This window comes from Acinetobacter silvestris, from assembly GCF_002135235.1.
GTDB classification, from domain to species: Bacteria; Pseudomonadota; Gammaproteobacteria; order Pseudomonadales; family Moraxellaceae; genus Acinetobacter; species Acinetobacter silvestris.
Genome location: NZ_NEGB01000004.1, coordinates 194,206 through 213,923, shown reverse-complemented (window position 1 = coordinate 213,923; position 19,718 = coordinate 194,206). Strand labels below are relative to the sequence as shown.

Sequence of the window (19,718 nt, the reverse complement as noted above, 5' to 3'; positions counted from 1 at the left end):
TGACTCTCAAATTTGTTTGAGAGTATTGTGTCGGATTTGAAAAGGGAAAGCTATGCGAAAATAATAAGATGCGACAAGGTTTGGCGTTATAAATAATTATGGTAAAAGGTTTTTTGCATCCATTTCTAAAGCAGTAGCAAGTTCATATAGCTTTTCTATGGTGATATTCACTTCGCCTCGTTCAATTCGCCCTAAATAGCTACGGTCTATGTCGCAGATTAAAGCTAATTTTTCCTGACTTATTTTTTTATTGTGTCTAGCATTGCGTATTAACTGACCAACCACTACAGATAAATCTGACATTTGATTTCATTTGTTCAAATATCAGAACTATCACTATTGGATGCTTATATATCCACGGACTATAATCCTCTTTTTATGTTGGGCCGTTAAGTAGTGAAGAAAAATATTAAATTACCTCTATATGATGAATTCTTAGAAATTTTTGATAACCATCAAATCAATAATTGGCGGGCAAGACACTTTTGGGAAAAGATAAAACTTGAGGACTGCTATAAAACTAAATGGTACAAAAACCAGATGTATACTGGTTTAAAAGTACTTTTAGAGTGTAAGTATTTGGAAGTTGACGATGAAAAATCAACCAAAACCTCATTTAGTTATAAGGAAACTCCTCGTTTAAATGAACTCAGAGATCAACATAAGAAACAAAAACTTGAACGATTTTTTAATACTAAAAAGTTAGAGTTATCAGGTCGAATAAAAGACAAAGAAAATAATATTAATTTTATAAAATCACTATTAGAAGATGATAAAACATTAGAAAAATATTTTATTAGCCATAAAGAAAAATTAGAGAATGATATTAAAAACATTAATTCAAATATTAAATTAATGGATAATATTTTAAATTAAAAACTTTATAATAATAAAAATAACCCAATAAAAACATAATATTAAATTAATGTTTTTCTGCTTGACTCAGCAGGAATGTTTATATATTTTTCATCTAATTTCCTTCAAATTGATCCAATATGGTTAAGTCTATTCAACAAATAAAAAATGAATTTCATTCAAAAGGAATTACATTTTCAGACTGGGCTAAAGAGAATAATTTTTCACCTGAACTTGTTTATAGAGTTTTAAAAATGAATCGGGTTCCAGTGCGTGGGGAAAGCCATAAAATTGCAATTAAACTAGGAATTAAGGAAGAATAAGGATGAAATAAGTTTTTTTAATTTTAAGAAAGCACAAAGGCTCATACCGTGTATGAGCCTTTATGAAAATGTCTATTACTTGGTCGTTCAAGACATTTTTATTCTAAAAGACATTGCTGGATTAAGCAATGTCTAGGGTGCTTTCTGCCTTTTATTTTATATAAAGCTAGAGAGTGTCATATGAGAACTGTCAAAGTAACAGCAAAAATAATACAAAATGACACAGGGGTTTTTATACAGACTCCTGTTTTAATGGATGAAAATAATGAAATCATCCAGCCATTTTTAGATTTTGTTTTAAAATTAAAACGTGACGGAAAGAGCCAATCAACTATTAATAATTCTACTAGAGCTACTCAGCGGCTCTTAGAGTATATGGCTGCAAATCCGAATGGGTTTTCTACACCTCAAACCATGTTTGAAAATTTTAGTAGTTGTTTATATTCAGGTACGATCAGTGAAGAGGGATTAGATCCATCAGGCCTATACTGGTTACCTCACAGCAAGCAAGTTGCTCAAATATATATTTATGCTCTCAGTCAACTAACAGATTGGATGGCTGAGAATCATAAATCCACTTCAATGAATCCATTCATTAAAGCAGATAGTCATACTCAGCGGTTAAATTACGCAGCATGGTTTCGTAAAAACCAAAATGACTTTTTAGGACATATTAAAGATAAACATATAAATTCAACTGTTCGCTATGCACGTAGCATACAAGGTAGAAAACCTTTAGGTAAACAAATTCATGACGCAATAGAATTTCCTGAAAATACTTTTGAAAAATTCTATTTTAGTGGTCTAGGCGGGGCATTAGATTGCCGTGTTGCTCTACGTGATCAACTTATCTTGTTGCTAATGCATGGAGGTGGATTACGTGAGTCAGAAGCACTACATCTCTGGATTGAAGATGTATTAATTGATCCTTTTAACAATAATAGTGTAAAAGTCCGTGTTTATCATCCTGAAGAAGGTCGAGCTCCAAATAAGTGGCGTGGACGATCTAATCAAACAACAAGAGCTGCTTACCTATTAGAAAAGTATGCTTTGACTCCACGAAATCAATTAAGTGGAAAAAAGAATGTTGGGTGGAAGAATCGATTAACAGATAATAAAGATTCATATTTGGAAATACATTGGTTTCCAATTCAATTTGGAGAAATCTTTGCTAAAGCTTGGAATAACTATATGCGATACCTTGTATGTATTGAGCGTAATCATCCATATGCTTTTATTAGTTTTCATAGTCAGCATCTAGGTGAAGCATACACGCTTAATGCATTCCATGATAATTATCGACGCGGTCTGAAGCGTATTGGTTTAGACGTTTCCAAATCTGATGGACTATCTCCTCATTCTCACAGACATGCTTATGGTCGGCGTTTAAGTCGAGCAGGTGTAGAACCAATAATTATCAAAAAATGCTTACATCATTCATCAATAGAATCCCAATTAGTCTATACAACTCCTTCGCTTAAAGAAGTCACAAAAGCTCTAACTGCTGCAACAGAACAACTTTTAAATCCATCAGATTCTAATGAGGAAACATGTACTCCAAGCTGGCAAGTTTTATTACAGCATGGGTTTGATGACATTGACCCATATAACTTATTCGCTGGCAAGAATCCCAAATTTGGAAAACACAAATGAGAATTAAAATAGCCAAACCTGATGGTCGAAAAAGTGATCTTACTTTGCAATGGGTAACTAAAAGATATGGCGAAAAAATGAATGGATGGAGAGAGTTAGCTGAAGAATGGATAAAAAGTCAAGATAGTAGTACAGCAGAGAAACTAAATGCACTAGCTATTTTTCTTGAAAAATATATTATTCATACTGTGCCGTGGTGTGCTGATATATTTATCTTTTTAGCTGGAGATCAAAACGGTTGGAAAGCTTCTAGTCATGATTTTAAATCAGCAATAATTAAAAATTCCAAGCGCAGAGATAATAGAAATACTACAGAAATAATTAACTATATATCTAATTTTATTGATTGGATATTAGATAATCATTTCTTTGAAAATACTGATAAAGGTAGCAAAATCTATCTTTATAAAAATCCACTCGAACAACTAAAAAGCAAGCAAACACTATCTGAAACAGTCCATAGTCCTTTACCCTATCGCTATATTCAACGTCTCAGTGAAATCTTGTGTCCTAAACCATCTGGAAGTTTTTCAAATTGGAGTTGGGCACAAAGTCTGAGTGGAATTAGATCGACTGCGGCAACAGGTTGGTTTGAAGTTGATGAGAATCTTATAGATAAGAATGATGAAGATTGTGTTTGGATACGTGAAATAGTAATGCGTAATAAAAAATCTGTCACAATTTATAAAATGTGGTCACCTGTCGCAGCAATGGTGCTATTCGTCAAATTACAACTACCACTCAGAACATATCAGGTGCGTATGTTAGATACTGGTGAAGCAGATGCTATGCGCTATCAAAATGGTAAATGGATAAAAAATACAAAATATAAATTTGTATTAAATAGTCATTCAAAAGGTATATTTCGACGATTCAAAGATAATGTGACAGGTTTGGATTCAACAGGTTTATATATCAATACGAATAAAACAGCAGATCAAAACAAAGATGAATTCCAAAGAGGCTATGAAATTCCTTGGCAAAATGAATTTCTACTATATTGGCTAGAAAAACTTAGAAATTGGCAAGAAAAATACAATCCCATTGTAGCCCCTACAGATTGTACGACCTTAGAAATCAAACACACAAAAGATTTAAAATCAAATGCTTATCTTTCCAAGATGGGGTATTGCTGTTTTTTAATGCGTGATGCTACATCAAATTGTAGTGAAAATAGGAAAAAGCCAATTCCAGATGCAAGTATTCCTTTGATTTGGTATAAATTATTAGAGAAGTTAGAAAATAACCTCTCAAATTGTGGAGACACACTCCCTAATGGAACACCACTTCAATTAGTTCATCATTACGAAAAAAACTACAAATCTCCAAAAGTAAAAACTAATTATCAACTGCATAGTTTACGAGTATCACTCATTACAAGCTACTTAATAGAAGCTAAATTACCACTTCCAGTTGTTTCTAAACTTTTGGCTGGTCATTCAAGAATTTTAATGACTATATATTATACAAAGTTAACACCTGTTGTCATGCAGGAGAAAATGGCAGAAGCAACAAAAGTACTAGAAAATAATTCTAAAGAAAGTATCCGTATATTTTTAAAAGATGCTGAACTACGGCAAATTGAATCCAAAATGGCCTTCCATGATGACATGTCAATTAAATCAATATTAGTTAATCGCAATCCAATAGGTTGGGAGTTGAGACATCATGGACTCTGTTTAGCTGGAGGTAATAATGTAATGACTGACGAAGTGAAATCTATTGCTGGTTGTTGGAATGGTGGAGAATTAATACAAGATTCCAAAAATTTTTCTAAACGGCTTAATAGTTCTGTTGGTCACAGTAGCGAAAATTGCGTGCGATGCAGATGGTTTATTACCGATGCTAGTTACCTCCCAGCACTCAATGCACATCTCAACTTTATGAGTTATAAAGCCTATAATGCAGCCAATCTAGCAGCAAAGATAGAGGCAGATATAGAGAGTTTCGAAGAGCTAAAATATGAAGCTGAGTTAAAAAATATACCTTTTCTAAAACATAATGAATTACAAAATCTTAATAGACGTCATGAAAAACAATTAGTTGAATCTGATGAGTACACAAAAAATTGGATAGCTACATTCAACCTCATTCGACGCTTAGTTGAAATAGAGCAAAAAAGAAATGAGGATGACCATCATACAAAATTGGTAGCTGTTGGTTCTCAAGAAGATATAAAAATTGGATTTATAGAAACAACATCTGAGCTATTACATCTTTCATTACTTTGTGAAGATGCTGAAATTTACCCCGATTTGCTCGATGATATTAAAAAGACATCAGTAATTCAAAACAGGACACAAAGTTTGAGCCGGATAATGATCCGAAAAGGTTATTTACCTCATTTACTATTACTTGATCAAGATCAGCAATTAATTGCAGCTAACGCTATGATTCGCGCAATGACGAAACAAATTGAATGTACCAATAAACTTGAAAGTTTTCAAAAAACTGTATCGTATTTAGAATTTGATGAATTTTTACAAAATCATGAAGTACTTGAGACTGGAATTAAAACTTTAGAGGAGCATTTAAATACACCTATAAATAGTCTTTCATTAAAGTCTTTAATCAGCAGTATTCAACATGGAGAAGATGAAAGTGAATTATAAAATGCAATCATTTTTGGAAAATCTCAAAAAGGATAAAAGCGGTCATACTCAAGCATCATTAGATAAGCTAAACACTCTACTTGAAAAACGTTTTAACGATTGTGAACAAGATTATTCAATAGCAACAATTGGACGTATATCTACAAAGAATGGTGGAGTGGGTACTGTTAGTATTCGTAATAAAACAGGTAAGCACTATAATCTTTTAATAAAAGAATGGGCAACCTTAGCAGATACCACTACAAAAAAACCTTCCAAGTGTCATTCTCGAAAGAATGAAGTCTCATCAGACATGGAGTTATTAAAGAAACTAGATGATCCAGCGATGAGAGCAGTCTTCGGTCAAATCATTGCTGAAAAGAAAAAGCTCAAAGCAGAGAACCACATTCTCAAACAACAAACAGAAGTGATTGTTGATATGAGGCCAAATCAGGTTTTTTCAGCAGGCCAAGTACAGCAACAAGTCGAAATAATACCATCGTTAACTGGCGTATTGGTCAATAGTGAAATCGAAGCGCTTCGCGATGCTATTGACGAAAATAATCTTCTAAACAGAGGTTGGATAGTTTCTAGACTGGGCTCTATTAAAGACGAAAATGGACGATCATTATTTAAGTCAGGCTTTGTATCTGCAATACAAAAAATATTAGCTGAAATATAAAAAGGCTGGCAATCTGCCAGCCTTTTTTTTATATACTGTTTTTATATGCATATAAAAAACAGACACTAACTAAGATATTGTAAAATAATATAAAATAAAGGATTAACCTGTTTTTATATAAATTTAACTAGATAGAAAACGAACAGCGTTTTTTGTTTTTCAATGATGGCTTTAGGCTATGAATATTGATTAGCTTTTTAATTTACCCAATGCTTTATTGATCGGTAATTTATCTGCTGCAAAACCATAGATGGCAGCGAAAGGTAAAGCTGTACGGGCTAAATAAGGTACACGCCATAATCCACCATGATTGGCGCCTTCCATCATTAACTCCAGTGGATGTTGCATTGGTGTTTCTGGATTAGCGACCGATGCTGGATTGTGTAAGTCATGCACCCATAATGCCGCCATAATGGCATTGGTTGTTTCAGGCTGAAATGCTTCTACATTAAAAAGACCAGCGCCATTAAAAGCAGCCTTAAGTAATGGATTTTTAGTTACAGAATGAGTGGTTGTTGACGGCGCAATATTGATGCTGACATGCTGCCCTTGATGTCTGGCTAAGGTCGCACGCCATTGTTGAATACGCTTTGCTAATGCGTAGTTAGGACCTTGTTCCACTACTAAGCAATCAGCAATACCGTAGGCCTTACCATTGTCTGATGTAATCAATTGCTGATTATTATTTTTAAAGAACTGTTTCATCGAAACGATTGAAATGCCTTTACTAACGACCTTTTCTATTGTTGAGCGATTTTCAAATTTTTGTATAGAGCCTGCAATGACTTCTTCAGGAACCGCATAGACATCTGTCGGGGTACACATATACATTAGCGATGAGTCAGGTTTTTGCTCACTGACATAAGTCATGATGCTGTCCATTGCCATAGACACGCGGACATGTTTTTCGCCATCTAAATAGGCGATTGCAGCTAAATCAAGTTTATTCGGATTTTGAGCAAGCCAATGTGCAATTTCAGGAATGTGCGTGAGTAAATTAATGCCTAACTTGGTTTTAAGTTGATTTATCGGTGTATCCGCATCAACGTGTTCTAAACTTGGTGCATATAAGGTTGCATTACCTGATTTGATCGTGGTTAAAATTTTATTCCAGATTTTTTCATTTGGAAGGTCAATTGCAATAATATTGGCTTTCCAGCGAGATAACCATGTCAAAGGGCCCGCTTCAGATGCTGCACCAAATAACACCATCGTACGATTAGATAAATCAAACCATTCAGGATGGGCATTCATTTCCCGCAAAGCTTGTGCATGACTTGCTTCAATAATGCCAGAATTTTGCCACTTTTGAATTTGATCTAATAATGATTGTCCTTGTAGTTTTTGACCTTGATAAGGCACATACCATTCGGGTTGAGCCTGACTTTCACCAGTAATTTTAACCGTTTGTAGTTGTTGAATGGCGGGGATCGTCATGACATCTTTAAATAAATAACGCTGTCCAGTACGATGAAACTCAAAACTATGTTGGGCTTTATGTAGGCCTTGTTTGGCAATGGTAATTGGATTATTCACTGTACGAATACCATGTGAAACCAATGCTTTAAAGTAGATAGGGTAGTTTTTGCGCCAACTTTTTTCAGTGAGTAATTGCTGTGAAATTTTATGATCGACCAGTGCTAATGCTTCCGCAATAATGTGTTTACCGACATTTGAAGTACTGATTTTGTTGGTATGTGGGTCTAATGGAAAGTGTAAACCATCTAAAGAATTGGGCATATGTTATCTCGCATTTTATTGTTGCATTAATATACAGATGTATACATTATCTATGCCAAGTTAAAATTTGAGTTAGCAATAAGTGACAAAATGCTGAAGAAAAATAAATGCTTTTCAATAACGTTATTGCTAACCAGTAAACTAGTATTGTTTTAAATTTTAGTTCTTGTGGTTCTGATCTTTTTAAAATCCTTTTATCCAGAGAGAATATGCCAAAATATTTATGTCAGATGAGGTTTTAATCTTTAGACATTGTTCTAAATCCAACATGCGATGTGGCTAGATCTAATTCTTGAGGATGACGACTACTTGCTCTAAATCGTGCACAATAATTATTGGCACATAAAAACGAACCGCCTTTAATGACAAATGCTTGCGCCTGCATTTGTTGATGGCGTAAATGTTGATAATCACCCATATGTTGATCATGTGCACCCGTGTAGGGTGATGATGTCCATTCCCAAACATTGCCGATCATGTCGTAAAGTTTGAAAGCGTTGGCAGCAAAGCAGCCGACGGGTGCGACATCTGTAAATTGATCTTGATGGGTATTTTGAAAAGGGAATTCACCTTGCCAATAATTCGCAATCGGATGATGTGATGTATTTTGCGGTTCATCATGCATGGCAACATCATGCTGAGCATTTGCCTTTGCGGCATATTCCCACTCTAGTTCTGATGGTAATTGGTGATTTAACCAGAGTGCATAATGTTCTGCATCATTTTTTGTGACATAACGGACAGGTTCGGCAGGCTGTGGTATTTTTCCATCTTTTCCATACGGAGTTTTCCAGATATAGCCTGATTTTAATTGCCACCATTGCTGAGGATTTTGACGATCTGGGCTAAAAACCGCTGCTTGGTTTTGCTTTTCAGCATCAGTGATATAATGTGTAGCTGCTACAAAGGTTTGAAATTGTGCAATGGTCACTTCAGTTTGATCCATCCAAAAGCCTTGCACAGATCTTTGTTTTTCACCAAAATTAATTTCATCTGAATAGGCCAATTTAGAGCCTAATTCAAATGAACCCGTCGGAATCCAAATCATCCCTGCATGCTTTGCTTTTAACCAATGTTTTGGAAGTCCAGAATATGGTTTGCAATCTTGGATATTACCCAATTTTACTTCATTGGCTTTAGTATTTTCTGGCTGAGAATGTGAAAAGTCACAGCTTGCTAACAGCAAGCTACAACTGATCCATAAGATATTTTTTAATATCATTGTTTGTATTCCAAAACGCCATTATTTTGCGTGTACTTGTTATATACCTCGACCAATTTTCTTATTTGTTCTGGATAGATCTCTGCTAAGTTATTTCTTTCACCTCGATCATCTTTAATATTATAAAGTTCCCATTTACCTGTACCTAAATTGGGATTGGCTTGTAAGGCAATTTTCCAATCACCTTGTTTGGCATATTTATTACCGTGTAATTCATCTGCAAAGCTAAAATCGACCGGACGAATGATTTTACTTTTATTTTCAAGAGTCGCTTTCCATGAATAACCTGTGGGGTTATTAATTTGACGTCCCTTGTATTGATCTTTGGGCACGGCAATATTTGCATATTCAAGCACCGTTGGAAGCACATCCAGTACTGATGTAAATCCATGATATTTAGCTTCTGAACCTTTTTGATGCGGAAGTTTTACTATAGCAGGAGCGGTTGTCGCACCTTCGCCAGCCGTACCTTTCCATAGGTGAAAAGGTGTTGAGCTTACTTCTGCCCAACGCGGGCCAATAAATGTGTATGAGTTGGCTGTACCTAAGCCAGTTAGCGAGTTATCGAGCTGAGCCTCTGGATTGGCACTGCCAGCAGAGCCTTCTGCACCATTATCGGAAACAAAAAAGATTAGGGTGTTTTCATATTGACCACGGGCTTTTAAATGCTGAATAATCCGACCAATGTTGTAATCTAGATTTTCAACCATACCCGCATAAATTTCCATTTTACGAGCTTCAATGGCTTTTTGTTCAGTGGTCAGTTCGTTCCATTTTCCTGATTTAGCCGGTGCATTCTGACTCTCAATAGGAATGGCGGCAGAGAAGTTATTCGGTATGATGCCTAGTTGTTTTTGTTTTGCTAAACGTGCCTCACGAATTGTATCGTAGCCGACATCATAAACCCCTTTGTATCGATCACTAAAGGCTTTCGGAGCCTGTATAGGCCAATGTGGTGCTGTATATGCGGCATAGGCAAAGAAGGGTTGTTTAGAGTCTTTGTCACTGTCTAAATATTGTAATAATTTATCGGTGTAATGATTGGTAGAAAAATAATCATCTGGTAATTTTGCAATTGGAACATCTTGGCCATCTTCGGTATACGTTGCATTACGTTTGTAGCCTGTTGGTGCTTGTTTGTAATGTAAGTCAAAGCCTTGTAGTAATGTAAAGGAATGGTCAAAACCTCGGGCTTTGGCATTGGTTTCAGGGGTTAAGCCGAGATGCCATTTACCACTAATATAAGTTCGATAACCGTTGTCATGTAGTACTTCAGCAAGAGAGAGTGAACGGTTATTTAAATAGCCTTCATAGCCCGTTTGCCCTTTGAGATGTGCAGGTGTCAGTTCAGCCATTGCACCAATTCCAGCTTGATGGTGATCAGTTCCTGAAAGTAGTTGAGAGCGAGTGGGCGAGCACGTTGGTGCAGTATGATAGTCAGTTAAAATTCGACCCTCATTGGTTAATGCATCTAAATTGGGGGTGTGGATTTCACTACCAAAAGCCCCTAAGTCTGAGTAACCTAAATCATCTGCCATAATAAACAGCACATTGGGTTTTTGCTGTTCCGAAACCTGAGTTTTATTTTCTTGATGATCACTATCATTACAGCCCGCTAAATAGAAACTGAAGAGTACGATGGAAATAGAGCTAACTAAATTTTTTCTTTTCATGTAGATGATCTAATTCAAAATTTTGTCTTAGGTTAAAAGATCAATTGTGTATAAAAAAATAATGAATTCAGCATTCTTATGCATTATTTTTACTGAGTATTTATTTGTATATCTGTAGCTGAAAAATGAATAAAAAAAGGAAAAGTTAATTTAAACTTTTCCTTTTAAAGAGATGATTAGTTAAATATATTTTATTTTAAAAAGGCAGTTTGCTCAGTTGCTGTAAGAAATGCGGAAAGATACGCGGTTCAATAATGATCGTCATAATCACCCCATAAGCAGCACCCCAAAGATGCGCACTATGATTGATATTTGAATTGCCACGTTTACCTGACCAGATGCTATATGCGACATATAGAACTGCAAAAATAATGGCAGGAACGGGGATAAAAAATACGAAAATTAACTTCCACGGTTGAAATAGAATATAGGCAAAAAGAACAGCAGAAACCGCACCGGAAGCCCCTAAACTGGCCCAATGTGTATCATTTTTATGTTTTAAATAACTGGGTAAAATCGCAACAATTAAGCCGCCCAAATAGAAAAGAATAAAGCCCATATCAAAAAAGTATTGACGATAAAAACTTTCAATCACGCTACCAAAAAAGAATAAAGTAATCATATTGAAGAGTAAGTGGGTACCATCCGCATGAATAAAGCCATGCGTGATAAATCGATCGTATTGACCACGATCAGTGACAGCTGGTGGCCAAAATATGAGACGATTCATCAACTTTTGGTTAGAGAATGCAATTAAAGAGATGATGACGGTAATAATTATAATACTGACAGTATGATTAAAAGGTAAATCCAGCATAAGGCGCCTTAATAAAAAAGCAAAGATGATGAGACATAATGCCATTATTTAGAATCAAGAATGGACTTTTTTATTAATTCCGACAATTTTAGTTGATTTTTACTCAAACTGCCTCATCTTCAGTTAAAATGGCAAGGTCAGCTTGAGGATAATGATATGTCGACTGAGAACATCAACACTGCAGTTGCAGATGAAATTCCAAATTTATTGATTACACCTACTGCGCAAGAGTATTTATTTGATTTGCTTTCAAAGCAAAATACTCCCGGTATTGCTGTACGTATTTTTGTGGAAAATGCAGGAACACCGCGTGCTGAATGTTGTATGGCATATAGTGCTCCTGAAGAAATTATTCCGACAGATTACAAGCAGGATTATGCTGATTTTGCCGCGTATATTGATGCACCATCTATTCCATATTTAAAAGATGCTGTGATTGATTACAACAAAGATCGTTTTGGTGGTCAGCTTACTTTCCGTGCACCAAATTCGAAAGTGCCACGTGTTGGACCAGATGCATCGATGGAAGAGCGTATTACTTACATCCTTCAAGCAGAAATTAATCCAGGTTTAGCTGGGCATGGTGGTAACTGTGCTTTGGTTGAAGTTTTGGAAGATGAAGAACATGGTTTAACTGCTGTACTTAAGTTTGGTGGTGGTTGCCAAGGTTGTTCGGCAATTGATATGACGTTAAAACAAGGTGTTGAAACCACGTTAAAACAACATATTCCTGAATTAGGTCGTGTGGTCGACCAAACTGACCATAGTCAGGCTGAAGGTGCGTATTTTAAATAAAAGTTTAAAATAACCTTTATCTCTGATGAGCAAAACCTCCTTTTTTAGGAGGTTTTTTTTATAGATATAAGAATAGAATCGCTGAAAGTCGAATGATCTGATGAGTAGGCTATAAATTTGCTGTTGATGTCATAGGCAAAAATTATAAGCAATATGTGATCTCTTTTCTCTCAGCAGTACTGATTCATCAAAACAGCATAAGTTGGCTAATTTATCTTAATTTGACTGTATTGAGATGAATTGAGTGCCTATGTTATTTGAGATCTAAAATGGTGAGAGCCTGATCTGAATAGTAGAATTTTTCTAAATAAATTCGAGCTCTACAACGCAAATGTTCTGAAGCCACCATTTTTTGTAAAATGGGTTCGAGTAAAGTCTGTAATTCATTTTGAATCAAGCTTTCATCAATGTTCAAATCACGTAAGAGTAGATCAAAACTACGTGCTTGATTGTGGACATACCATGCATAAACACCATCATGAACCTGTTTTTTCAAATAATCTGTTTGACGAAGATGTTCCCAAATTTCGTGACCTAGGCCTACCGTTTTAGGCAAGTCATTGACTTCAATATAATTACGCAGACTTGAAAGAGGAACTTTCTTAATTTTATGCCAAAGATTGGCTTGAAAGTGATAGAGCTTATTGTCATCAAACTGGTGATTTAAAACTTGCTCACTGAGTTGGCTGATCTTGACGATATTTTTTTGTAAATAGTGCTTAACCGTATCATCAAGATTGCTATCTGTTACAGTTTCTAAAACAGATTTGCCCATTTTCATAAAGCGACCCACGCCTGGTACTTTTTTGTTCATGACTGAATTATCAATATAGTCTTGAATTGAGTGATGAATCAGTTGGGTCAGCAGGCTAGAAAACGATGAATTATTGACAATCTGTTTAATCAAAGCTTGGCGATGTACACTTTTACTTGCAATGTATAGCGCCATTTTATCAATGGTGGTGACCGGAATAATATCTTCAATTTTAGTTTCATCATTGGCAGGATGAATTAGTACAAAGCGGATATGTTCAGCTATTTGTTCAATTAAAAATTCGCTCGCTGGAGTTTGTAGAATTTGTTTTTGAATCAAATGATTAATTTGCTCAAAGCGCCAGATCTCTTGTAATGTCTGCTTTCTAAACCAATGATAAAAATGAGTGAATTCAGCTTGTATCGTTTCTGGTTGGGAAATTTCTTGATCTATAAATGCCAATTGGGCTTCAATCAGTTGTTCAATTATGGCGTGGCGCATAAAAAATCCTTATTTATTCATATAATGTTCAGAAAGAGAATGATTCTGATGCTGAGTTTTTTCAAGAAAGGATAAATAAGACATTGATACACGTTCAGGCGCTTCTAATATTGGCATATGTCCGACATTGTTTAAAATAATGGGTGTTTCTGGACGTTTTAATAAGCCTTTCAAATCTTGTACCACTTCAATATTGACAATTTGATCCTGTTTTTCCCATAAAATTAAGGTAGGAGCTTCAATTTCTTTAACCATTTTAGCAAAGGAACTTGGGGTGTATAATTTATTTAATTCATTAATTTGATTGATAATTTTTACAGTTTCCGAAGCATGAGAAATTAAGATTTTCTCTTGTTCACGTTTTATCACGCTAGACGTAAAGGGTGGGCTATACATGACTTTTTTAAGGACAAAGTCGAGATCACCCGGTTGTGAAACCAATAATTGTTTTAAATAAATGGGATTTTTTAAGTAGTTGGTATTGTTGTTTTGAAATAGACCACCAGAGCTAATCAAAAACAGGCTTTGGGTATCAAAAGGATATTGCGCAGCATAGAACATGGCAATCGATCCACCTAAAGAATGCCCTGCGATATTGAGTTTATCTTGTATATGAGCTGCTTCTACAAAACGACGTAATTGTTCAGTTACATTGGGAACAGATAGATCAAAATTTGTAGGAACGACTGTACTGCCACTTGAGGGTAAGTCTGGAATAATCACATGATAATAAGGGGTAAGTTGATGGGCAACTTCATTCCACGTGTCACGACTACTGGCTAAACCATGAATCAATAAAATAGTGGGTTTAGTTTTTGATCCACCTTCACTATAAGACCAAATGACATCGCCAATGCGTATTTTCTTGGTGCTTAAGCCTGCCCACGCACGTTCTTCTTGTAATATTTTTTGATAATCGATGTATTCAGCTGTTTCTGTTAAAGCAGAACTTGGGGTACTCCATAACAGTGTAGTTGAAGCAGCCAACACTAACATCGAAGTTGTCAAAGTTTGAAGAACTTTTTGAGTAAGCAAATGAAGCATGCATGATTTTCCTTGGAACGAGGCTGCCATTATATAAAAGCAAAAATATTATTGATCATTTGTTTTCATTGAACATTTGCTCATATTCAAAAGTTGCTGGTTTTTTTGCCAAGTTGAAAAAATATTTTAGCTTGAAATTTTTAATTATGAGAAATAGTGCTGTGAGTTCAAGGGATAAATCTGACCTGATGAATATTTTGAAGTAACGGGTTTGATTTTAAATCAATTAACAAAAATTGTAACAGAGTTTATTTTTGGTCAGTGACATTCGAAAAACACAGTATTAGAATAGCCCAACTCTCCAAATACAATGGAAAAGCATCATGCTAACTGCTCAGGAAGCTTTAGAGCGTTTAAAACAAGGTAATCAACGTTTCGTTAAAGGTGAAACGCAGCATATTAAGTTTTTATCGCATCAACAACGAGCGGAAATGGCAGAAAGTCAGGAACCTTTTGCAATTATCTTAGGTTGTTCAGACTCTCGTGTACCCGCTGAAATGGTCTTTGATCAGGGGTTAGGTGATCTTTTTGTTATTCGTGTTGCGGGCAACATTGTTGCGCCATCACAAGTGGGGAGTGTAGAGTTTGCTGCTGATAGTTTTAGCTGTCCTGTAGTTGTGGTACTTGGGCATACTCATTGTGGTGCAATCAGCTCTACCATTGAAGCACTGCGTAATCCCGAATGCCCACCATCTGCAAACTTAATGTCGATTGTGAATCGTGTCCGTCCATCAGTTGAAATTTTAATGCAGACTGAATTGAAAGATGATTTACAAAAACTGTCGGTACATGCCATTCGTTCGAATGTTTTTGCTTCAGTCAATCAATTACGTCATGGTTCGGCTGTATTAGAAAGCTTAATCGCTAAAGGTCAATTAAAAGTGGTTGGGGCTGAATATTCACTTGAAACAGGTGAAGTAACTTTTTTTGATTTTTAACTCATCTATAAAATAAAGAATCATTAAAAAAAGCCAGTTCAACTTAAAAACTGGCTTTTTTTTATAAATAAACGGAATCTGGTTTGTACTCACTTTTTATTCAATTCTAAGTTGTAAATTCCAGCAATTAAATTGATCAGGTTTAAATGATGAAGCTGAATGTTTTATAAAGTACCTTTGATATAAGGGTATGCATTATTTAAGAGAATTTTTTGAGCCGCAGCATTTGGGTGAATTAAATCTTTTTGGATCAGGTTTGGATGTCCTGCAATACTTTCCATAAAGAAGGGGAGTAGTTTGATCTTATATTTTTGGCTGACCACTTTATAAGTGTTTTCAAATGCAGTGCTATATGCAGTGCCATAATTTGGTGGGATTTTCATTCCAAAAACGAGAACAGTAGCATTGGTTTTTTGCGCGATCTGAATCATCTGAGTCAAATTACTTTGGATCATTTGCGGTGGTTGCCCACGTAAACCATCATTGCCCCCTAACTCAATCACCACAATATTCGGTTGATGGATTTGTAATAGTTTCGGCAAGCGAGCTAAAGCCCCACTGGTGGTTTCACCGCTAACACTGGCATTGATGACCTTATGCTGTTTTGGAAACTGTTGATTTAACCGCTGTTGCAACAGATTGACCCAACTTTGCTGTGGTGTAATACCATAACCAGCGCTCAAACTGTCTCCGACAATCATGATACTTTTTGCAAAACTACTAACAGGAATGAGATAGATCATGCTAAAAAATAAAGCCTGAGCTATTTTGTTTACCGTGTTTAGATTTAACAATTTTTTAGTTTGCATATAGGATTTCTTGACAATGTCTTCGGTTCAGTTTGATGCAACAAGCTCCATCATGCCACAAGTAATTATTTCCGCACAGCAGCTTACGCAAAGTATTCAATTACAGAATAAAACATTAACTATTTTAAATGCATTAGACCTCAATATCTATGCAGGAGAACAAGTGGCGATTACTGGGCGATCAGGCTCGGGTAAGTCAACGCTGTTGGGTCTTTTAGCCACATTAGATCAAGCTGTTTCTGGCAAAATATGGATTTGTGGCGAGGCAATACATGAGTTGAATGAAGAACAACGTGCCTTAGTTCGCTTAAAATATATTGGTTTCGTCTTTCAATCCTTCCAACTCTTGCCACATTTATCTGCTCTCGAAAATGTCATGTTGCCTTTACGCTTACAGCCTAATTTTCACTATGCAACTGCAGAAAAAAAAGCACTGAATCTCTTAGCAAAAGTGGGTTTAGCACGTCAAAGCAGCCAAACACCTAAAGTATTATCTGGTGGTGAACAGCAACGTGTAGCAATTGCAAGAGCACTGATTACTGAACCTAAAATTGTCTTTGCAGATGAACCGACTGGAAATTTAGATGGTCAGACTGCAGCAGAAATTGAACAGTTATTATTTCAGCTTAATCGTGAATTAGGCACCACCTTAGTTCTGGTTACACATGATTCTAAGCTGGCAGAGCAGTGTCAACGACATTTTGAGTTAGTGGGTGGAAAGTTAATTGAACATGCCGCTCAAGGAGTTATTTGATGATCATGGCATTGTTCAAACCTTTGTTTAAACAGAGTTTTAACAGTACAGGAATTTATCTGCTCATCATTGCTTTGAGTTTAGCTATTGGGGCAACGACAGCATTAAAATTTAGTAATGAACAAGTTCAGCAAGCAGTGACCTTGCAGGCTGCGCAAATGCAGGCAGCCGATTTGCAGCTCAGTGATAATTATCCGATTGAAGAAAAATGGCTTAAACAGGCGGATGAACTAAAACTGAAACAATCACACGTGATTATGTTTGGTTCTATGGCTTCGACGCATGACCAATTTGTGATGGTCAATGTTAAAGCCATAGATCAGGCTTTTCCATTGCGTGGCGAGTTGCGTACTTTACCTGAGGCAGTACATATTCAAAGTGGTGAGGTGTGGTTAAGTCAACGAGCCATGGATTTGTTAAAAGCCAAGATCGGAGACAATATTCAAATTGCAGACGGTCATTTTAAAGTGACTGCAAAAATTGCCCATGATTCCAATCAGGAATTAGGTTTTTCAGCATTTTCACCCACCGTCATTATTGCTTTGCAAGATGTTGCAAAAACCAAGGCCATTCAGACAGGAAGTCGGATTGAATATCGCTTATTAATGGCAGGGGATGCAAAAAATGTTGAGACATATGAACAATTTTTTCACGCATTCGAAGATGCTACACAGAAAAAACAGCAAACAGGATTAACAACACGGCAGTCTAATCCAACCGAAGCATCTTCCGGTATTCATTCAACTGAATTTGAAGCAGCAAGCAACTTGAAATTGCGCAATGCCAATGATGGCAATACGCGCTTAATGAAACCTATTGAAAACTTAGATACATTCCTACAATTGGCAAATATTCTGACTATTTTACTGTGTGGAATTGCCATTGCACTTACCAGCCAGCGCTATGTACAGCAGAATCAAGATCATATTGCATTAATGCGTTGCATTGGGGCAAAAAAAGGGCAAATTCTTCACGCATATATCGTTTTATTATTGGCGGTTATTGTTATTGCGATGATATTTGGCAGCGCTCTAGGTTTGGGTTTAGGTTATGTCCTTTTGCAATTTATGTTGCAACTGATTCCAAATTTAGACATGCAGTTTTCAATATTTGCCATGTTACTGGGGCCATTACCGATTGCAATTTTTACCAGTGCAATTGTTTTATTTGGCTTTGTTTTCCCGAGCTTGTGGCAATTATTAAATACCCCACCGATTCGTGTGATTCGACAGCAGGAAAAGTCAGCCCGTTCGATACTTTGGATGATGAGCACGGGTCTGATCAGTTTGATAGTTTTTAGCTTGGTTTTGACGGAGAGTTTGATTTTATCAGCTATGGTAATCGGAGCGGTCATTCTGTTAAGTGGCTTATTATATGGCATGGTATGGCTGATCTTAACCGCTTTAAAAGCACTTAAAAATCAACTTTCCAGTTTTGTACGTGTGCCATCACAAACCGCATTTCAAATTACAGCTTTAGCTTTGGGATTGAGTTTAATTACAGTCCTTACAGTATTGCGAACCGATTTATTAGAGCGTTGGCAACAGCAGTTGCCTGAAGGAACTCCGAATCAATTTATTTATGGTTTACCGCCTTTTGAGGTGGAACAATTTAAGCAGCAATTACAGGCACAGCATTGGCAAAGTACACCGCTTTATCCCAATATTAAAGGGCGCTTATTGGCCAAAAATGGACAAGTATTTTCGCCACAACTGATTGAAAAGAGTAACTCCTTACGCCGTGAATTGAATTTAACCCAGACCAATCAATATCCTGTTGATAATGTAATTGTGCAAGGCAATCCGAAGCTGAAGCAAATTGGTGATGTGTCAATAGAAGCTAAGCTTGCGAAAGAGTTGAATATTAATATTGGTGATCAGTTAACCTTTAGCCTACCAGAAGGACAGTTAAACGCCAAAGTCGTTAATTTTCGTACTGTGGAATGGCAAAGCTTTAGTCCTAATTTTTTCTTTATTTTTGCACCACAAACGCTGGATGAAAATGCCGGAAGTTATCTGGGGAGTTTCTATGTGCCTCCTCAAGAAAAGTCGCATTTGGTGAGTGTGATCCAGCAGTTTAGCAATACGGTATTTATTGATGTCTCATTGATTCTGGATGAAATTAAACGGCTAGTGGATGTGGTCGCACAAATCATTACGGTACTTGCGATTTTAGTAAGTCTTTCAGGATTTTTAGTCTTAATTGCATGTATCAATTTATTATTGGATGAGCGTAAAAGAGAGGTTGCTTTGTTACGTTCATTTGGAAGTTCCAAGCGACAACTCAAAAATATGATGACTGTAGAAATCGGATTTATTGGTTTAATTGCCGGTGTCGTATCATGCTTGTTTGCAGAAGTGATTAGCGCGATTGCAAGTTATCGAATGGGGTTAGAGATCCAGCTGCATTGGGAAATTTGGGTGATTTTACCGATTTTGATGAGTGTGTTATGCGCTGTGATTGGTCGTTATCGACTCAGTTATTTATGTGATATTCCACCTTTACAAAGTTTGAGAGAAATTAACCAATAGCGATAATTGCTTTCTAAGCTCCCATCTTTAAGGATG

Annotated in this window: 17 protein-coding genes; 9 read left to right on the top strand and 8 right to left on the bottom strand. The window is 36.1% G+C overall.

What is annotated here, in order from left to right; translation table 11 throughout:
* Positions 1-96: 96 nt before the first annotated feature.
* A complete protein-coding gene (locus B9T28_RS08775; protein WP_086203604.1) occupies positions 97-303 on the bottom strand; it encodes a helix-turn-helix domain-containing protein in 207 nt (68 codons plus the stop codon).
* A 93-nt stretch (positions 304-396) separates the two neighbouring features.
* Here B9T28_RS08775 and B9T28_RS08770 point away from each other — a divergent pair, with 93 nt between their 5' ends.
* The 5 genes from B9T28_RS08770 to gmtX all read left to right on the top strand — a co-directional run bounded on the left by B9T28_RS08770 (position 397) and on the right by gmtX (position 6,104).
* Entirely contained in the window at positions 397-876 is a 480-nt protein-coding gene (locus B9T28_RS08770; protein WP_086203603.1) for a hypothetical protein, read from the top strand.
* Between the two features lie 119 nt (positions 877-995).
* The gene (locus B9T28_RS08765) at positions 996-1,178 is read left to right on the top strand and encodes a DNA-binding protein (RefSeq protein ID WP_086203602.1); all 183 of its coding nucleotides are present in this window, start codon (positions 996-998) and stop codon (positions 1,176-1,178) included.
* A 180-nt stretch (positions 1,179-1,358) separates the two neighbouring features.
* Positions 1,359-2,831 carry a gamma-mobile-trio recombinase GmtY gene (gene gmtY / locus B9T28_RS08760; protein WP_086203601.1) on the top strand — a complete coding sequence of 491 codons (1,473 nt, stop codon included), beginning with the start codon at positions 1,359-1,361 and terminating at the stop codon, positions 2,829-2,831.
* Positions 2,828-5,443: a gamma-mobile-trio integrase GmtZ gene (gene gmtZ / locus B9T28_RS08755; protein ID WP_086203600.1), complete on the top strand. Its 2,616-nt coding sequence runs from the start codon at positions 2,828-2,830 to the stop codon at positions 5,441-5,443. The genes gmtY and gmtZ overlap by 4 nt, the downstream gene beginning before the upstream one ends.
* Positions 5,433-6,104, top strand: a complete 672-nt coding sequence (gene gmtX / locus B9T28_RS08750; protein WP_252053571.1) for a gamma-mobile-trio protein GmtX — start codon at positions 5,433-5,435, stop codon at positions 6,102-6,104. The genes gmtZ and gmtX overlap by 11 nt, the downstream gene beginning before the upstream one ends.
* A gap of 189 nt (positions 6,105-6,293) precedes the next feature.
* Here gmtX and B9T28_RS08745 read toward each other — a convergent pair whose 3' ends face one another.
* The 4 genes from B9T28_RS08745 to B9T28_RS08730 form a co-directional block, all read right to left on the bottom strand.
* Positions 6,294-7,844, bottom strand: coding sequence for a hypothetical protein (locus tag B9T28_RS08745; RefSeq protein ID WP_086203598.1), 1,551 nt, complete (start codon positions 7,842-7,844; stop codon positions 6,294-6,296).
* A 238-nt stretch (positions 7,845-8,082) separates the two neighbouring features.
* Positions 8,083-9,066: a formylglycine-generating enzyme family protein gene (locus tag B9T28_RS08740; RefSeq protein ID WP_086203597.1), complete on the bottom strand. Its 984-nt coding sequence runs from the start codon at positions 9,064-9,066 to the stop codon at positions 8,083-8,085.
* Positions 9,063-10,739 carry an arylsulfatase gene (locus B9T28_RS08735; protein WP_086203596.1) on the bottom strand — a complete coding sequence of 559 codons (1,677 nt, stop codon included), beginning with the start codon at positions 10,737-10,739 and terminating at the stop codon, positions 9,063-9,065. The genes B9T28_RS08740 and B9T28_RS08735 overlap by 4 nt, the downstream gene beginning before the upstream one ends.
* 196 nt (positions 10,740-10,935) lie before the next feature.
* On the bottom strand, positions 10,936-11,556 hold the full coding sequence (locus tag B9T28_RS08730; RefSeq protein ID WP_086203595.1) for a rhomboid family intramembrane serine protease: 621 nt from the start codon (positions 11,554-11,556) through the stop codon (positions 10,936-10,938).
* A gap of 156 nt (positions 11,557-11,712) precedes the next feature.
* Between B9T28_RS08730 and nfuA the strand changes: the two genes are divergently transcribed.
* The gene (gene nfuA / locus B9T28_RS08725; protein WP_086203594.1) at positions 11,713-12,351 is read left to right on the top strand and encodes a Fe-S biogenesis protein NfuA; all 639 of its coding nucleotides are present in this window, start codon (positions 11,713-11,715) and stop codon (positions 12,349-12,351) included.
* Between the two features lie 253 nt (positions 12,352-12,604).
* Here the strand turns inward: nfuA and B9T28_RS08720 are convergent, their stop codons facing one another.
* Positions 12,605-13,606 carry a hypothetical protein gene (locus B9T28_RS08720; protein WP_086203593.1) on the bottom strand — a complete coding sequence of 334 codons (1,002 nt, stop codon included), beginning with the start codon at positions 13,604-13,606 and terminating at the stop codon, positions 12,605-12,607.
* Positions 13,607-13,615: 9 nt separating this feature from the next.
* Positions 13,616-14,650 (bottom strand): alpha/beta fold hydrolase, encoded by a 1,035-nt coding sequence (locus B9T28_RS08715; RefSeq protein WP_086203592.1) that lies wholly within the window; start codon positions 14,648-14,650, stop codon positions 13,616-13,618.
* 323 nt (positions 14,651-14,973) lie between these two features.
* On the opposite strand from B9T28_RS08715, the gene B9T28_RS08705 reads away from it, so the two are divergent.
* Positions 14,974-15,588: a carbonic anhydrase gene (locus B9T28_RS08705; protein WP_086203590.1), complete on the top strand. Its 615-nt coding sequence runs from the start codon at positions 14,974-14,976 to the stop codon at positions 15,586-15,588.
* A gap of 164 nt (positions 15,589-15,752) precedes the next feature.
* On the opposite strand, the gene B9T28_RS08700 is transcribed toward B9T28_RS08705, so the two are convergent.
* Positions 15,753-16,331 carry an arylesterase gene (locus B9T28_RS08700; protein WP_252053578.1) on the bottom strand — a complete coding sequence of 193 codons (579 nt, stop codon included), beginning with the start codon at positions 16,329-16,331 and terminating at the stop codon, positions 15,753-15,755.
* Between the two features lie 82 nt (positions 16,332-16,413).
* On the opposite strand from B9T28_RS08700, the gene B9T28_RS08695 reads away from it, so the two are divergent.
* Both B9T28_RS08695 and B9T28_RS08690 read left to right on the top strand, forming a co-directional pair.
* Entirely contained in the window at positions 16,414-17,151 is a 738-nt protein-coding gene (locus B9T28_RS08695) for an ABC transporter ATP-binding protein (RefSeq protein ID WP_086203588.1), read from the top strand.
* A 2-nt stretch (positions 17,152-17,153) separates the two neighbouring features.
* Positions 17,154-19,682 carry an ABC transporter permease gene (locus B9T28_RS08690; protein WP_086203690.1) on the top strand — a complete coding sequence of 843 codons (2,529 nt, stop codon included), beginning with the start codon at positions 17,154-17,156 and terminating at the stop codon, positions 19,680-19,682.
* Positions 19,683-19,718: the final 36 nt, after the last annotated feature.

Excerpts from the sequence above, each read along its gene's own strand:
- B9T28_RS08745 (WP_086203598.1), bottom strand. The coding sequence starts at position 7,844 with ATGCCCAATTCTTTAGATGGTTTACACTTTCCATTAGACCCACATACC.
- B9T28_RS08740 (WP_086203597.1), bottom strand. The coding sequence starts at position 9,066 with ATGATATTAAAAAATATCTTATGGATCAGTTGTAGCTTGCTGTTAGCA.
- gmtY (WP_086203601.1), top strand. The coding sequence starts at position 1,359 with ATGAGAACTGTCAAAGTAACAGCAAAAATAATACAAAATGACACAGGG.
- B9T28_RS08695 (WP_086203588.1), top strand. The coding sequence starts at position 16,414 with ATGTCTTCGGTTCAGTTTGATGCAACAAGCTCCATCATGCCACAAGTA.
- B9T28_RS08700 (WP_252053578.1), bottom strand. The coding sequence starts at position 16,331 with ATGATCTATCTCATTCCTGTTAGTAGTTTTGCAAAAAGTATCATGATT.
- B9T28_RS08775 (WP_086203604.1), bottom strand. The coding sequence starts at position 303 with ATGTCAGATTTATCTGTAGTGGTTGGTCAGTTAATACGCAATGCTAGA.
- B9T28_RS08705 (WP_086203590.1), top strand. The coding sequence starts at position 14,974 with ATGCTAACTGCTCAGGAAGCTTTAGAGCGTTTAAAACAAGGTAATCAA.
- B9T28_RS08720 (WP_086203593.1), bottom strand. The coding sequence starts at position 13,606 with ATGCGCCACGCCATAATTGAACAACTGATTGAAGCCCAATTGGCATTT.
- B9T28_RS08730 (WP_086203595.1), bottom strand. The coding sequence starts at position 11,556 with ATGCTGGATTTACCTTTTAATCATACTGTCAGTATTATAATTATTACC.
- gmtZ (WP_086203600.1), top strand. The coding sequence starts at position 2,828 with ATGAGAATTAAAATAGCCAAACCTGATGGTCGAAAAAGTGATCTTACT.
- B9T28_RS08715 (WP_086203592.1), bottom strand. The coding sequence starts at position 14,650 with ATGCTTCATTTGCTTACTCAAAAAGTTCTTCAAACTTTGACAACTTCG.
- B9T28_RS08735 (WP_086203596.1), bottom strand. The coding sequence starts at position 10,739 with ATGAAAAGAAAAAATTTAGTTAGCTCTATTTCCATCGTACTCTTCAGT.
- nfuA (WP_086203594.1), top strand. The coding sequence starts at position 11,713 with ATGTCGACTGAGAACATCAACACTGCAGTTGCAGATGAAATTCCAAAT.
- B9T28_RS08765 (WP_086203602.1), top strand. The coding sequence starts at position 996 with ATGGTTAAGTCTATTCAACAAATAAAAAATGAATTTCATTCAAAAGGA.